Here is a 16161-nt window from a genome sequence, read left to right on the forward strand (position 1 = left end):
TTGGGAGGAATCGTAATGAGCACAGCAACAATAGGAAACCGCTTTGAACTAACATCTCAACAAAAATTAATGATCTTTATTCTATCGATGTCTTTGTACGGTATCTCGAACATGATTACAGAATTATTACCTGAGTTTCGTGTAGGACCTGTTGAATTGAAAGTAGAGTATTTTATTTTCATCCCGCTACTGTTTGCTATTCTGTTCAATCCATTATATGCAGCGCTAGGTGCTTGCGTAGGTGAAATTGTTTTCGGTGAATTATTACTTGGTCAATTTGGCGGAGTGAGTGAATTAGAGAAATTTATTGAGTTTTCACTAGCGATTTTTGTTGCAGGAATGTTAGTTACTGATCCACGCAATAAACGTCAACTTGCGATTGCAGCTTACGTAGCGATCGGTATTGATCAATTGCTCGGTACAATCGTTGATATTGCCAAAGTTTACATAGGTGTTGAAGATTTGGAAGCTGTTCCTGGCCTACCTGAAAGTATTCTTGCCATCGAAGGATTCTCATTCCTTAATGCGATGATTGTATCAGGTACATTATTCTCACTATTGCCGATTATTTATTTGGTACCCCGTTTGTACGGCAAGGTCGAACCACTGCTTGGTATGAAACCTCGTGATGGTCGCGCTAAAGTTTCCGTTGCTGGTTTTGTAACTCCACGCTTTATTATTCTTGCCATCGTACTATTCGTTGTTGCAGGAGCAGCTGAATTTTTATCAGAATCCGATTTGGAATTGTTCTCATGGGAATGGGAAATGGATCTAGGCAATATAGGTATGTGGCTTAGTCTTGCTGTCGCTGTAGTCATCTTTATTGGAACACTGTTAATTATTAGAAAGAAACGCAAAACGAATCATAAAGGAGAAACCATTGCATGACCCACTCTATGATGGAGAAACAACCAATTATTGAAATCAAAGATATATCTTTTCGCTATCCAGGTGCAGAATATGAATCTCTTCAACACGTTAATCTGACCATACATAAGGGGGACTTCATCGCTATTATCGGAAGTAATGGGAGCGGAAAGTCTACGTTATGCAAATGCTTCAACGGATTGATCCCAACCTACTATGCTGGAGATCTAGAAGGAAGCGTAATGATTAATGGGCTTTCTACCCAATCTACTAGCATTGCAGAGCTCTCGAAACATGTTGCTTACGTATTTCAAGACTTTGAGAATCAATTGGTTCGACCAACCGTCTATGATGAAGTATGCTTTGCACCATTGAACTTTGGTTATGAGGATTATAAAGAGCGTGGCATAAATGCACTACGAATGTTAGAAATTGAAGATATTCAGCATAAATGGATTTGGCAGTTAAGTGGTGGCCAGAAGCATATGACCGCCCTTGCTGCTGCATTATCACTTGATCCAGACATTATTATTGTCGATGAACCGGTAGCACAACTCGACCCAGCACATGCAAGACTCATTTATGAGAAACTGAAATTATTAAATGAGAAATATAACAAAACGATTATCGTTATCGAGCATCATACTGAATACATTGCTGACTATTGTACAAATGTAATGCTGATGGAATCTGGTGGAAAAGTACGTTGGGTTAAGCCTGTGCAAGAAGGTCTCTCATCTGTTGACGAGCTTGCTTCACTACATATTCAACCACCTCAAGTTACACAAGCGTTTCACAGTTTACGCAAGCAAATCGTTCAGCCAACACAATCTTTGTACCCTATTACAATTAAGGAAGCTACTCTTGCTTTGCAAAAATCAACCCTTCCTTATACAAGACCGCGTCATGTAGCAATTGAAGAACAGAAAAATGATTGTTCTGATCGACCTGTACTCTTGAAATTCGAAAATGTCGTTAGTGGTTATCAAAGTATGGACCGCAATCAAAAACCAACTCTGCAAAACATCAATCTTCAAATGCACGAAGGAGAACGGATTGCGTTAATTGGAAATAATGGGGCAGGAAAATCTACACTATTACGATTAATAGCTGGTATTCGTAAACCTTGGGAAGGTTCTGTTACTGTTTGCGGCAAAAACACAAGTCAGTCTTCACCTGAACAATTATCAGATCTCGTTTCTTTCATCTTTCAAAATCCAGAAGAAATGTTTATCTCTGATAACATTAGAGCCGATATCGAGTTTTTCTTGAAAGCAAGAAAACAATCAAATATAGAGCCTTTTATCGATCATATTATGGATACGTTCAATCTAACAGAATTACAGAACCGTGATGGTCGATTACTTAGTGGTGGGCAACAGCGTCGTGCGACACTCGCTATAGGCATGGCAATGAAACCTACGATCATGCTCCTTGATGAACCTACTGCAAGTCTTGATATTGCTAGTCGTCGTGAAATGACCCGCCTTTTCGATGAATTGCGTGATCATGTAAAAGCGATTGTTGTTGCAACGCATGATATGCAATTAGTAGCAGATTGGGCAACTAGAGTCATTGTTATGCATGAAGGTCAAATCATTATGGATACGAATAGCCGCGACGTTTTCCAGCATGAGCATATTCTAAAGCTAGCTGCCCTTATTCCGCCACAAATTGTGGAATTAAGTCATTATGCCAATATTACACCACCATGCTTATCTGTTCCTGAATTTATTACACATATAGAATCTATCATTCCGCAGGAGGTATACAGTGGAGTTAACTAAAACTACTTACAAAACTTCATTTCTTGAGAAACTAAGTGTGGAAAGAATTAAGGTTGAGTTATTAAGAACTGCTTATGGCCACTCTCTTACCTTTCTTTCCAAATTCGATCCGCGAATTCTAATTGGATGGTACTCTTTCTTCGCTATTGTACCGTGGTTTGTTCATAATAAAGTCGTATTGCTTGGTATGCTCATAGCAATTGCTATTTTAACGTATACATCAAAGCCTAGTATTCTAGTCCTGCTTATATTAGCGCTTGGACTCGTATCAGATGCTGCCTATATGCTCGTTGTCTCCCTATTATTCGGTGGTGGTCTTTCTGCGGCATGGGCACTCAGTACGCTCACCTTAAAGCTACTCGTTATTGCATTAGCGAGTATAGCCGTTTTCTCAAGTATGGATCCAGAAAAATTAAGTGATGGCTTACTCAGTCTTGGTTTTCCTGCTCAATTCAGCTTCGGCGTAGCATATGGCTATCGTATGTTACCAATTCTAATCGAAGAGTATAACAATATATTGTACTCGTATCGTCTACGTGGTAGAGGACCTGAACGAAAAGGATTTCTGGGCTGGAGAGTCATCTTATACACAGGTAAATTATCAGTTGTGGCTTTCTATCCCCTTATTCTTAATACAGCAAAAAGAACGAGAACTACTGTCGAAGCATTAGAAGTTAAAGGGTTCACTTATGCGATGAAAGATCCAAAAGTGAAAAAGATCAAGTTATCTTATCTTAAAATTTTACCTAGAGATTATGTGTTTCTTGCCATTACAGTCGTTTACGTAAGCTTACTCTTCTATCTTGGGAGTCATTATCATTTATAAAAAGGGAGAAAAACTAATGTATATAGATTTGCATACACACATCAAACTGTCCAAAAAAACAACTTTTTCTATGGAGTACTTCAATCAAGCTATCATTGAGGCTACACAAGTAGGTCTCGATGCGATCGCGATGACGGAGCATTTCAACACTGAAAATTTCTACGACGTTTACGAGCAACTAGATGCTCATTATCCATATCGCGAACATTACTATGATGTTAATGGATTTAAAGTGTTCCCTGGCATGGAAATTGACGTTGATCAAAAAGGTCATATTCTAGTCGTAGGTACGCGTACAACGATCCTTGAATTACGTCATCGCCTTGAACCATTTACTGAAAAAGAATCATTTGTTTCATTTGAGCAACTGCTAGATTGGTGCGATGAGTTACAATTATTGCGAATTGGAGCACATCCACATCGTGAGAGCAACCCATTATTACAGCATCCGCTTACTCTTTTACAACGATTAGATGCATTTGATATTAACGGCAAAGACTTAGCTACGTATGGAGCCTCCATGGAGCAACAGGTTCAACAATTGGCTGCTCAGGTTGGTATTCCTGTCATTGTTGGAAGTGATACACATCATCCATTACAATTTGGCTGTGTCCGCAATAAGCTTGATCGTGAATATAACAATTACGCCGATATTCGTACATGTATCCAAGAAGGTCGTTATCATTACGAAATATCTGATGCTTTGCCGCTACATGTTAAGTCAGCTTCACTTGTTAAGAAGCTCTTAAAAGAACGTGGCGATGTTCTTGTCTCAATTAGCTAGTTGTTGCTTCTTATATACTTGGACAGTTACAATGAACAGTAACAAAAGTGAAGTATAAGATTGGTTAGATCTAGATTAATGGAGAGATTCTATGACTACATTTCAATTCATTATACCGATTGAGCAAATGTCTAAAGGACAGAAAAAAATTGCTGACTTTATTCTGAAATCTACGGAGCGTATACCATTCTATAACGAGAATGATATCGCCAAAAAAGCAGGAGTAAGTATCTCAACTGTGTCGAGATTTTGGGAGATTATTGGTTTTGATAACTTGAAGGCATTCAAAAAACATTTACAAGAAGTCCAATATTCAACACCAGCAATTAAGATGCAACAAGTATTGGAGCAAACAGAGCAGCATATCGTTGGACAAATGATCGAATCTGCTCAAGCTAATCTTGCTGAAACTTATCAGCGTGTAGATCTTCAAGCACTAGATCAAGCGGTTATTAGCCTAGATCAAGCTCAGCGTATTTATGTACATGGTCATGGCTCAGCGACTGCACTAACGGAATTATTTCGATTTCGATTGAATCGTATTGGCTTGCCCGTTCACATTATGGCTGAAAGTGGTCACGCTCTACTCGAAAGCTTAGTTCATGTCAATGATCACGATGTTGTGTTATTTTTTGGATTTGTGAGAAAATCTCCTGAAGCTACTGTTATTTTGGAGCAAGCACAAGTTGCGAATTATCGTACCATTCTAATTACTGATTTGCTACTATCTGAAATGATTAATGATAGTGATATCGTCATTCAAGTGGATCGTGGCGAGCGTGATGCCTTCCATTCGCTCGTCGCTCCTATGGCTATTATTGATAGTATATCGATAGCTTTAGCTGGTTTACGAGGCAAAGATGCGATGAATAAGTTGCAACAATTACATGATATTCGTAAGCAATACGCGACATTGTTGCCTAAATAATGCTACTAGAAATCACGAAGAAAAAGAGCGTGTCCAGAAAATCATTGAAAACTGACTTTCTAGACACGCCTACTTTGCGGCACAACTAGTTTATAGGTTATTGCTCCAATCAGCTACTCTACGGAAGCTTTCTTCCTCAGAAATATCGTCCACTCTTGTCATAATTGACCATCTCACACCATAAGGGTCCACAATACTGCCATAACGGTCTCCAGAAACAAAATGAGAAACAGGTTCTCTGGCCGTCGCACCATTCTCTATCGCCAAGCCAAAGGTATGATCTACGTCCGGCACATAGATGCCAATTGAATAACATGCTTGTCCATCTCCTGGTGGAGATACTAAGCCAAAGGCAGTAGTAGCCGCTCCAAGCTGCAAATACCCATTTCCAAAATCGATATCTGCATGAACAATTACTTTATTGCCTTCATCTCCGAATTCTGTCACGCTCTTCGTTTTGACTCCAAATACCTTCTCGTAAAATGCGATTGCTTCAGTTGGATTACTCACCACGATAAATGGTGTAAGCATTGTATAGCCGTTCGGTTTTCCGTTAGTTATGTAAGTTCCGCTTTTTCCCGAAATTTTCTCTTGTTCAGTCATTTTTTACTCCTCCTGTAACGATGATTTTAGCAGCTGCAGATTGAAAGTAGAAATTCATCAACTTAGATATTGCACTTAAGATTTGCATCTGCTATTCTCCATTATAGATATGAGGCAATGCACCGTATTGTAAAAAAGCGACTGTGTTGTGATCGTTATAATAACCGGAGGTGACCTATATGAAGCCCAAAGAAAGCTTATCTGACCGCGGCATTGTACATGCGAAGACGGGCCGTAATAAATTCAAACTATCCCGTTATGAGCCTTGTCCAGAGTTGCAGCCATTTGTTGAGCATTATTGGTCTATCACTTACGATCTACCTGCGGGAGAAACCTTCGCACAAACTGTACTATCCTATCCCAATCTAAATCTAGCTTTCGAGAGGGATGAAGAGGGGAGTCGCAGTCTGCTATATGGTGTACCAAGCCGTCCCTTCGTACGACAGCTAAGAGGTAAGGGTCTGGTGCTTGGCATCAAGTTTCGTGCGGGAGGTCAATACCCTTTCTATTCGCTCGATGCCGTCAAGCTGACAGGGAAAACCATTGATGTTACGGAAGCGTTCGGCAATGAGGCCCATGAATGGATGAATACCGTGCTTGACGCTAGCGATGACTCAGAGATGGCGAGGATTGCAGAAAACATCCTGCTGTCGCGTTTGCCAGAACGTGACAAACTTGCCGAGCTGACGGATGCCATCGTACAGAACGTCAAAAACGACAGAGATTTAACTAGAGTTGAGCAAATAAGTGAGCGAAACAACTTATCTATTCGCCAGCTTCAGCGCTTATTCCGCAAATACGTAGGCGTCACCCCGAAATGGATCATCAAGCGCTTCCGATTACAAGAAGCGGCAGAGCGGGCAGAACGCGAGGAAGTGATACAATGGACCGAGCTAGCCGAACAGTTAGGTTACTTCGACCAGGCTCATTTTATAAAGGATTTCAAATCAGTTGTTGGCCAGTCGCCATCCGATTACCGAAAGCAATTGCTGCGATAGGCAAATAATAGGAACGATACCAGGTACCGTTATTGATGAGAGCATACCTATAGAACTAGATATTGATGTACGAAGAGTATTCTTTTCTTACAAAATTAGTGGCGTAATCCGTATTGATAACGTGAATCATAAAATAACAAGGTTTAGACAATCTGATCTTGTCAATATAATGTATGGTTCTAATTAGGTAGCAATATGAAAGCCAATAAAGTTTTAAGAGTTTATCTCATTAAGCACATAATGAGATAAACTCTTTCTTAATGTTATTAACTTTATGTCATATAACTCAGCTGAGCAATTAAATAACGCTCATTAGCTATCGTATCTTCCGGATGAAACGAATGTCCTGAATTATGCGCCCAGATTAGCTGTTTGTTGTTAGCTATAAGTTGCTTATTGAAACTTTCCACTAAACTGCCATGCACATGATAATCGTACTTACCATGTATGAACGTAACGGGAATATCGATTGATAGCACAGATTCTTCAAAGCAATAATGTTCTAATTCTCTTATAAATGATAGGGTATACACTAAGCGGAAACCAGCTATGAAGCTATTGTATATATCTCGTAAAGTGTACGTTTCTGATCTCAGAAGAGCTTTCATTATGCTCCACATACCCGGATGCTTAATAAATTCATCGGTATAGATTAATGTGTTGAAGTTCCGTTGCCACTTCCGTAATGTCGCCCACTGTGCAAAACTTTGATTAAGTGGTGCATGACCGAGAGCAGTAAGTTGTTTTAATGCTCTATGATTGCCTCTCCTCAAAGCTTCTTGCTTCATCCAACTTAAAGATAACTCGTCATTTTTTGTCCAATTCACTATTTGCGAAAATCCAGTATAGGAGTAATACTTATGTGAATTCCGCTGTGCTAACGTAAGGCCAATGATGGTTCCCCAAGAGTGACCAACTAGAAAAATTTTCTCATGATGAAATCTTGCGATCAAATAATCCGTTAATTCATTAGCATCCTCAATAAATTGAGCAATGGTCATCGATTCAGGAGCGATATGACGCGAATAAGACTTACCTGTTCCACGTTGATCCCAAAATACAACGACAAAATTTTCTATAAGCTTAGTAGTATTTGTTACAATTGTATAGTCTTGCCCCTTAGCCGATACACCTGGCAGAGGCATAGATGGACCACCGTGCAATAGTAATAACACTGGCTTTGTTATATCTGCTGCTTGAATTAGTAAGTACTGATCTACCCCACCTAGATTTACTTTCTCTACTGCACTTACCGCTTGTCGATCACTCTCATATGGTCTCAAGCCTTCACATCCCTGCTACTGAATTAAAATATTCAATATGCTGCAAAACTTGATATTCAATCTGTTCTGTGCTGCTATCCATAGACTTTAATGAGATATATTCCATAACCATGGTGAATATAGGATATTGATACTCACGCGCTAATAATGCGGGATCACCAGACTTAAGTTTTCCATGCGCGATCATCTGCTCGAATACGATAGTCAAGCAAGATACCGTTCTTTCCACTATATCTTTACGGTAAATTTCCATAGCAAGGGCATGTCTAAACTGTTCAAGATAAATGATCCGCCAAATATGTTGATTGATAGGATCATCAATATGACTCTGAAAATTTCTCCATCCTTGCTGCAAGAAGGTTTTGACGCTCATCTTTGTCACGATATCATTAATTTGACCTGCAGGTGGTAATATTGCATGACAATTCAGACGGAAATTATGAAAGATGGTCTCGATTAGTTCTTCTTTACTTTTGAAGTGTTTGTAGAGTGAACTTTCTTTAATGCCAACTGCTTTCGTAATGTCACGAATCGAAACACCGCTATAGCCTTTTTCTGAAAAGAGTGAAATAGCTACGATAATAATTTTATTTTTAGTAGTATTTCGAATAGGGATTTCATTAACATCATCAAATACTTTCTCAAGTTCATACTCCAACATGATTTTGTCTCCTCCAAAAAAGCTAACGACTGTTATCCGAATTTTAGGATAACAGTCGTTAGCTGTCAATAGAGAAAGTAAAAAATTGTATCGTAATTGTAAATAGAATAGGATATACAACCGTATAACGAAAAGAAAGATTACGACGCTATAATGAATATTTGTCAGCTTTGTGATTTATTTCACTTTATACTTGCAAATTAGATTCATCTGTCATATGATAACAGCAACAGGATATTGTGATATAAATCACAAAGATATAATATTTGAGTCACACTTCAAACACCAAATATTTTTTTAATCGTTTTTGTGAATTATTTCACATCATTAACCTGTTATCACAATTTAATTACTATTTTATTTCATACTATTTTAAGAACATCTATCTCAAGGAGGCTAACTACTATGAAAGTAATCGTAATTGGTTGTACACATGCCGGAACAGCTGCTGTTACTCAAATGGCTACACTGTATCCTCAAGCTGAAATCACTGTATATGAGAAAAACGATAATATTTCGTTTCTATCTTGCGGTATTGCACTAAATGTTGGAGGTATTGTGAAGGACGCAGAGTCGCTCTTCTACTCATCTCCGGAACAGTTGAAAGAGCTGGGTGTTCAGACGAACATGCTTCATGAAGTGCTTGCAATAGACACACAGGCAAAGACAGTTAAAGTGCGCGATATTTTGAAGGATGAAATTAAGATTGACAACTATGACAAGTTGGTAGTTACAACTGGGTCTTGGCCGATTATTCCTAAACTAGGCGGCATGGATCTGGACAACATTATGCTTTGCAAAAACTATGCACATGCTAAGGCCATTATTGAACGGGCAAAGCAGGCACAGCGAATAGTCGTAGTAGGAGCAGGCTATATTGGGATCGAACTAGTTGAGGCATTCGAGCAACTTGGTAAGCAGGTGACGGTTATCGATAATACGCCGCGTGTCTTGTTCAAGTATCTGGACAGTCAGTACACAGAGATCGTTGAGGAAGAGATGAAACAACGCAATATAGAGCTTGCGCTTAACCAGACCGTAACAGGTTTTCAAGGCAATAACGGCAAAGTGAACCGCGTAATCACGACAGGTGGTGAATATGAAGCTGATCTTGTTATTATGTGCATTGGCTTCCGTCCTAATACAGAACTGCTCGCAGGTCAGGTTGACCAATTGAGCAACGGTGCAATCATCGTCGATGATTATATGCGCACCAGCTGTCCGAACGTGTTCGCTGCAGGAGATAGTTGTGCAATCCGGTATAACCCAACCAATCAGCATGCTTATATTCCTCTGGCAACGAATGCAGTTCGGATGGGGACACTTGTCGCACGAAATCTGATCGAGTCGATGGTGAGATATATGGGAACCCAAGGGACTTCAGGTATTAAAATATTTGACCTGAACATTGCTTCTACCGGTATGACCGAGCAGGCGGCTATTGATGCGGGTATGATTGTGAAATCAATCACAATCAATGATCATTACAGACCAGAGTTTATGCCTACCTATGAGAAGGCGCTACTGAAGGTCGTGTACCAAGAGGCAAGTGGTCGTATCGTAGGAGCTCAAGTGCTGTCAAAAGCAGACCTAACGCAATCAATTAATACTCTATCGGTCTGCATCCAAAATCATATGACGATGGATGAGCTTGCTTTTGTAGACTTTTTCTTCCAGCCGCACTACAACAAGCCATGGAATCTGTTAAACCAAGCAGGATTGCAAGCATATAACCCGCAACATCGTGATTCAGAGGCAACAATGGCTTGAAGTTGCTCATAACAAAATTGACGTAAGAGCTTCTCTTTCAATAAAGAGAGCTCTTTTCTTTTTGCAAAAAAGGTTATCGCATCATATTTATGATGAAATAACCTCATTTTTTATTGGCATGAAAGAAGACCGCCAAGACTAAGTGTCCTAGCGGTCATTAGAAGTGATGGAAGCCTTTAGCCGGTGGTGAAGTACTTTCTACTCCTTACCGTATTTCACAGTAAGCTTACCACTTTCTTGCAGACCGACACTCGTGACCGACACTGACAGTGATCCTCCGCTTGCACTAAGTTGCGTCAGTTTCAAGGTGATCTTCGTGCCTGATGCAGTTGACTGTGTGAGCAGCTTGCCTTGGCTATTATAGACTTTTACGATGTCGCCCTTCTTCAGGCTCGTCACAGTGAGCGAGTCGTTTGTTTTGCCTTTCTTATTCGCTACCGTTACCTGCTTTGCCCCGACCGTAAGTGTCGCTGCATTGATCTTCAACTTGTAGCCGGTCGCGCCGCCGCTCATCCGCACGTAGTATGTACCCGCTGAGAGCTTCACTTTACCGCTACCAATGTCATAGCTATTACCGTTGTTGTCAGTAACGTAGCTGTATAAATACGTGTCTTTGTTATTCTTGATGGTACCGAGGTTTACGATGGCACTTGAAGAAAGTGTAAAACGATAATAGTCAGTATCATCACGCGTAATAAGTTCTGCTTCGTATAGCTTGTTTATAGAGATCGGTGTTGCTGCAGACAGCGTGTCGTTGTTCTCTTTTTCATATGTTTCGCCCGCGGTGAATTTAAATTGCATAGTGTATGGCACGTTGCTGACATCCCCCGTATATCGGCTGACGCGGACGTAATAGTCTCCTGCAGGAAGGCCAATGTTCGTAACGGAGTTGCCCTTCGCAAGTTCATCATAGGACGTATAGTTATACCATGGAAATTCCTTACCATTGCTGTCGTACAAGCGGTACATCCAACTCTTTCCGCTTACATTCGGCATGATGATGGATAGTTTACCGCTTTTCGGCAGATTGAATTTATAGAAGTCGATGTCGTCATTATATTGAAGACCAGTATCATAGGTCTTGTTCACCGCCACAGGAGTGGCAGTCGACAGCGTATCGTTCTTCTCTCGTTCAAATGTATCGCCAATTACATATTTTAACTGAAGTGTATAAGGCACTCCAACGACAGCGCCTGTATAACGGCTCACACGAAGGAAGTAGTCACCTGCTGGAAGACCGATACTTGTAATGGAGTTACCTTTCGCGAGTTCGTTGTAATCCGTGTAACCATACCAAGGATATTCGTTGCCTTGACTGTCAAACAGGCGATACATCCAACTCTTGCTACTAACATTCGGAAGAATGATAGAAAGCTTTCCGTTTTTCGACAGGGTGAATTTATAGAAGTCGATATCGTCATTGTATTGTAAATGCGATTGATAGTTTTCGTTCAGCGCAATGGGGCTAGCGGTAGACAACGTGTTGTTATATTCTTGTTCAAAAGTGCTGCCTGCCGTAAAACCTAACTGAATTGTATATGGGGTATTTTCTACATTACCTGTATAACGGCTGACTTTCAAATAATAATCGCCTGCTGGGAGCCCGATACTGGACATGCTGTTACCAGTTGCAAGTTCGCTGTAATCGGTGTAGCCGTACCAGTCAAATGCCTTGCCGTTGCTGTCGTATAGCTGATAACTCCAACTCTTGTTGCTGACGTTTGATATCATAATGTCTAACTTACCAGCAGCAGAGAGGGAGAATCCATAGTACTCCACGTCATTGTAATCCGACAAGTAGCCGGAGTAGGTTTGGTTAACATTCAAACTCGTAGCTTGACTTACTGTATCGTTGCCTCCATTAGCGAGTGCAAGGGGGGCAGTCTGTAGCAGACCGACAATGGCTAGCACGGAAATTGATGTTTTTAAAAAATTCCTTTTCAAGAAGAAGCACCTCCATACATGATATCGTGAATAAATAGATGAAATCGGGATATTAACCATGAAAAAACGGTTATTTAGTCCTGTAAGAGAAGGGAATTAAGGACTTACGAACCAATTTTCCAATTATATCATAATATGCTAGATTGTAAACCTGTGGAATTGTATCCAAATGAGAACAAGAGTAAGTTATCCATTAGAAGAGAAAAAGAGGGCAATAGAAATGTGGCTGCTACTCTCTCTTAATAAATAGATGATGAATGAACTGAATATCTGAAATCTTCCACATGCCGGAACAGCTGCTGTTACTCAGATGGCTACTCTGTATCCTCAAGCTGAAATCACCGTATATGAGAAAAACGATAATACTTCGTTTCTATCTTCCGGGATCGCAAAGACAACAATGGCTTGAGTTGCTCATAGTAAAATTGACACAAGAGTTCTCTTTCAATAAGAGAGCTCTTGTGTCAATTTACAAAAAAGGTTATCGCATCATATTTATGATGAAATAACCTCATTAACATTTAACTACGTTTATTAACCAATAGGCTTAATAACAATTTCGCCAGTTTCTTCATTTAGCACTGACAACTGCCAACCATGCGATAATACTTGCTGCAATTGTTGCTGCTGTGTTTTATTCAGCGTTGCATAAACAGCCTCTTTACCAGCATCGAATACCAACACTGGATCTTGCTCAAATACAATAAGAATCCAGCAACGAATGCCACGGATCGTATTATACTTAATCTGGTATCCATCACGAAGTGCAGATTGAAGCGTACTTAACTCTTGCTCCACAAAATTACTTAATTCATTATAGTCAAATTCAAACATACTATCATCAACAGGAAGCGTTCGAGCGATTGCATCATTAACAATTTGCTCATCAGATAAACCTTTTTGACGAAGTTGCTCCACCATTAAAGCATTATTTTGTGATAATTTCACGATAGTTTCACTCATTGTTAATCCTCCTCACAGTATTAATTCTCCGCAGAAAAAAGTTAGCATACAATCAGAAACAAAGTTTCGATATTGTAACCTACCGCATCACCGAGAGTTCTTTTCACCTACATACAATCAGAAACAAAGTTTCGATATTGTAACCTAACGCATCACCCGAGAGTTCCATTCACCCACATACAATCAGAAACAGAGTTTCGATATTGTACCCTTTCGCATCACCGAGAGTTCCATTCACCTACATACAATCAGAAACAAAGTTTCGATATTGTAACCTACCGCATCACCGAGAGTTCTTTTCACCTACATACAATCAGAAACAAAGTTTCGATATTGTAACCTTCCACATCACCGAGAGTTCCATTCACCTACATACAATCAGAAACAAAGTTTCGATATTGTAACCTACCGCATCACCGAGAGTTCTTTTCACCTACATACAATCAGAAACAAAGTTTCGATATTGTAACCTTCCACATCACCGAGAGTTCCATTCACCTACATACAATCAGAAACAGAGTTTCGATATTGTACCCTTCCGCATCACCGAGAGTTCCATTCACCTACATACAATCAGAAACAGAGTTTCGATATTGTACCCTTCCGCATCACCGAGAGTTCCATTCACCTACATACAATCAGAAACAAAGTTTCGATATTGTAACCTACCGCATCACCGAGAGTTCGCTCGTCAGCACCAAGAAGATGCCATGAAGCTAGAGACGCGAGGAACGGAGTGTACGTAATTGGTACACGAGTACCACAGCAAGCGATGAATGGCAGCTTCGCCGCCGAATCCACTACGTCAGCATAAACATCGTGATCACGAGTGAACAGCTACGAAGTGGCCTGGAGATACTTCTACTAGATTATGCTCCCCCCCACTCCACTCCTCCGGATCAGGACTCCAACGAATCCGCTCACGAGTAGCACTTGGATCTGGAATTGGAATTGCGGATAGCAATGCTTGTGTATATGGATGTAGTGGATTTTCATATAGCTCATCACTACTAGCAATTTCAACGATTCTACCACCATACATAACACCAATACGATCAGAAATATGACGAACCATTGATAAGTCATGTGCAATAAAAAGGTATGTCAAGCCGAATTCTTCTTGTAAGTCTTCCAACATATTAACGACCTGTGCCTGCACAGATACATCTAGTGCAGAGATCGGTTCATCGCAAATAATGAATTCTGGTTTCGTCGCCAAAGCTCTTGCTATTGAAATACGTTGTCGTTGACCACCGCTAAATTCATGTGGATAACGATACAAGTGTTCAGCCTTTAAACCTACTCGTTCAAGAAGTGCTATTATTTGTTCTTTTCTTTCATTACCTTTAACCATCCCATGTATATCCATAGGCTCACTAATTAACTCATATACGTTCAGACCTGGATTCAATGAAGAATAAGGGTCTTGGAAAATTGATTGAATATTTTTACGAAATGGTTTCAGTTTCTGATCGTTAAGATTAGAAATATCTTGTCCATTATATATGATAGATCCATCTGTATAGTCATATAGGCGTAACATACAGCGCCCTACAGTAGATTTTCCACTACCTGACTCCCCAACTAATCCAAAGGTTTCACCTTTGTAAATTTGAAAGCTAACTCCGTTCACTGCTTTCAATACTTCTTTCGGCTTACCCCAAAAATCTGTTGTTTTCACAAAATGTTTCTGCAAATCTTTAACTTCTACTAATGGTTTCACCGTCGTTCCTCCTCTCGCTCTTATTGATCCTTGTTAGATGGATCTGATAACCAACAAGCAGAGCGATGTTGGTCCCCTACTTCAAACAATGGCGGTCGCTCTACGCAACGTTCGAATGCATGTATACAACGCTCACGGAAGGGACAGCCTGAAGGCGGATCAATTAAAGACGGTGGTGTGCCTTCAATTGGTATAAGACGTTCACTTGAAGCCCCTGCTCTAGCTGGTACAGATTGTAATAAACCTTGCGTATAGGGATGTGCTGGATGGCGATATAAATCTTCTACTTTCGCCTCTTCCATTACCATCCCACCATACATAACAAGTACTCGTGTACAAACTTGCGCCACTACGCCAAGATCATGTGTAATTAGGATGACTGAAGTATTTGTTTCTGCTTTAATATCATCAATAAGGTCAAGAATTTGTGCTTGAATTGTAACATCAAGCGCAGTTGTTGGTTCATCTGCTATTAATAATTCAGGTTGACAAGACAATGCCATCGCGATCATAACGCGCTGTCTCATTCCTCCACTAAATTCATGTGGATATTGGTTAAGTCTGCGCTCAGGATCCGATATACCTACTTTTTTAAGCATATTAGCACTTTCTTTTCTTGCCTCTTGCTTAGATAATTTACGATGTCTTTGAATGACTTCAGACAATTGATACCCGATCGTTTTGACAGGATTCAATGATGTCATCGGATCTTGAAATACCATCGCGATTTGATTACCACGAATATGTTTCCATTCCTTCTCAGACAGTAGAAGTAACGATTGATCCTTGTAACGAATGTCTCCAGACTTAATTTTACCGGGAGGCTGTATTAAGGAGAGAATGGATTTGGCAGTTACACTTTTACCACTACCTGACTCACCAACAATGCCCAACGTTTCGCCTTCATCGAGATAAAAACTTACGTTACGTACTGCTTGATTCTCACCATGATTCGTGAAGAAGGATACTTCTAACCCTTCTACTGTTAGCAGTCTCTTGGAATCTGTCATATCATGTCTCCTAA

The 16161-nt window shown here is 40.1% G+C and carries 13 protein-coding genes and 1 pseudogene; 7 read left to right on the forward strand and 7 right to left on the reverse strand.

Translation table 11 applies throughout. The annotated features are described in order from the left end of the window. Positions 1-15: 15 nt before the first annotated feature. From NAG76_03520 to NAG76_03540, 5 genes are all read left to right on the forward strand, one after another. Positions 16-888, forward strand: coding sequence for a cell division protein FtsQ (locus NAG76_03520; protein URN95342.1), 873 nt, complete (start codon positions 16-18; stop codon positions 886-888). Beyond that, positions 885-2654: an ATP-binding cassette domain-containing protein gene (locus NAG76_03525; GenBank protein ID URN95343.1), complete on the forward strand. Its 1770-nt coding sequence runs from the start codon at positions 885-887 to the stop codon at positions 2652-2654. Before NAG76_03520 ends, NAG76_03525 begins: the two co-directional genes overlap by 4 nt. Beyond that, entirely contained in the window at positions 2641-3480 is an 840-nt protein-coding gene (locus NAG76_03530; GenBank protein ID URN95344.1) for an energy-coupling factor transporter transmembrane protein EcfT, read from the forward strand. Before NAG76_03525 ends, NAG76_03530 begins: the two co-directional genes overlap by 14 nt. A gap of 16 nt (positions 3481-3496) precedes the next feature. Next, positions 3497-4264 carry a PHP domain-containing protein gene (locus tag NAG76_03535; GenBank protein ID URN95345.1) on the forward strand — a complete coding sequence of 256 codons (768 nt, stop codon included), beginning with the start codon at positions 3497-3499 and terminating at the stop codon, positions 4262-4264. Between the two features lie 91 nt (positions 4265-4355). Then, positions 4356-5192 carry a MurR/RpiR family transcriptional regulator gene (locus tag NAG76_03540; GenBank protein ID URN95346.1) on the forward strand — a complete coding sequence of 279 codons (837 nt, stop codon included), beginning with the start codon at positions 4356-4358 and terminating at the stop codon, positions 5190-5192. A 90-nt stretch (positions 5193-5282) separates the two neighbouring features. Here the strand turns inward: NAG76_03540 and NAG76_03545 are convergent, their stop codons facing one another. Next, entirely contained in the window at positions 5283-5795 is a 513-nt protein-coding gene (locus NAG76_03545; GenBank protein URN95347.1) for a VOC family protein, read from the reverse strand. Between the two features lie 179 nt (positions 5796-5974). Between NAG76_03545 and NAG76_03550 the strand changes: the two genes are divergently transcribed. Continuing rightward, positions 5975-6793 (forward strand): AraC family transcriptional regulator, encoded by an 819-nt coding sequence (locus tag NAG76_03550; GenBank protein ID URN95348.1) that lies wholly within the window; start codon positions 5975-5977, stop codon positions 6791-6793. Between the two features lie 272 nt (positions 6794-7065). Here NAG76_03550 and NAG76_03555 read toward each other — a convergent pair whose 3' ends face one another. Next, a complete protein-coding gene (locus tag NAG76_03555) occupies positions 7066-8076 on the reverse strand; it encodes an alpha/beta hydrolase (GenBank protein ID URN95349.1) in 1011 nt (336 codons plus the stop codon). 457 nt (positions 8077-8533) lie between these two features. After that, positions 8534-8686, reverse strand: a pseudogene (locus NAG76_03560) (TetR/AcrR family transcriptional regulator). Between the two features lie 456 nt (positions 8687-9142). Between NAG76_03560 and NAG76_03565 the strand changes: the two are divergent. Continuing rightward, positions 9143-10507: an FAD-dependent oxidoreductase gene (locus tag NAG76_03565; GenBank protein URN95350.1), complete on the forward strand. Its 1365-nt coding sequence runs from the start codon at positions 9143-9145 to the stop codon at positions 10505-10507. 198 nt (positions 10508-10705) lie between these two features. Here the strand turns inward: NAG76_03565 and NAG76_03570 are convergent, their stop codons facing one another. The 4 genes from NAG76_03570 to NAG76_03585 form a co-directional block, all read right to left on the reverse strand. Beyond that, the gene (locus NAG76_03570) at positions 10706-12451 is read right to left on the reverse strand and encodes a PPC domain-containing protein (GenBank protein ID URN95351.1); all 1746 of its coding nucleotides are present in this window, start codon (positions 12449-12451) and stop codon (positions 10706-10708) included. A 534-nt stretch (positions 12452-12985) separates the two neighbouring features. After that, the gene (locus tag NAG76_03575) at positions 12986-13414 is read right to left on the reverse strand and encodes a hypothetical protein (protein ID URN95352.1); all 429 of its coding nucleotides are present in this window, start codon (positions 13412-13414) and stop codon (positions 12986-12988) included. An 823-nt stretch (positions 13415-14237) separates the two neighbouring features. Continuing rightward, positions 14238-15137, reverse strand: a complete 900-nt coding sequence (locus NAG76_03580) for an ATP-binding cassette domain-containing protein (protein ID URN95353.1) — start codon at positions 15135-15137, stop codon at positions 14238-14240. A gap of 20 nt (positions 15138-15157) precedes the next feature. Beyond that, a complete protein-coding gene (locus NAG76_03585) occupies positions 15158-16147 on the reverse strand; it encodes an ABC transporter ATP-binding protein (GenBank protein URN95354.1) in 990 nt (329 codons plus the stop codon). Positions 16148-16161 lie beyond the last annotated feature (14 nt).

The sequence above is a fragment of the Candidatus Pristimantibacillus lignocellulolyticus genome, from assembly GCA_023639215.1.
In the GTDB taxonomy this organism is placed as follows: Bacteria; Bacillota; Bacilli; order Paenibacillales; family Paenibacillaceae; genus Pristimantibacillus; species Pristimantibacillus lignocellulolyticus.

Excerpts from the sequence above, each read along its gene's own strand:
- NAG76_03520 (URN95342.1), top strand. The coding sequence starts at position 16 with ATGAGCACAGCAACAATAGGAAACCGCTTTGAACTAACATCTCAACAA.
- NAG76_03525 (URN95343.1), top strand. The coding sequence starts at position 885 with ATGACCCACTCTATGATGGAGAAACAACCAATTATTGAAATCAAAGAT.
- NAG76_03535 (URN95345.1), top strand. The coding sequence starts at position 3,497 with ATGTATATAGATTTGCATACACACATCAAACTGTCCAAAAAAACAACT.
- NAG76_03540 (URN95346.1), top strand. The coding sequence starts at position 4,356 with ATGACTACATTTCAATTCATTATACCGATTGAGCAAATGTCTAAAGGA.
- NAG76_03545 (URN95347.1), bottom strand. The coding sequence starts at position 5,795 with ATGACTGAACAAGAGAAAATTTCGGGAAAAAGCGGAACTTACATAACT.
- NAG76_03550 (URN95348.1), top strand. The coding sequence starts at position 5,975 with ATGAAGCCCAAAGAAAGCTTATCTGACCGCGGCATTGTACATGCGAAG.
- NAG76_03565 (URN95350.1), top strand. The coding sequence starts at position 9,143 with ATGAAAGTAATCGTAATTGGTTGTACACATGCCGGAACAGCTGCTGTT.
- NAG76_03575 (URN95352.1), bottom strand. The coding sequence starts at position 13,414 with ATGAGTGAAACTATCGTGAAATTATCACAAAATAATGCTTTAATGGTG.
- NAG76_03585 (URN95354.1), bottom strand. The coding sequence starts at position 16,147 with ATGACAGATTCCAAGAGACTGCTAACAGTAGAAGGGTTAGAAGTATCC.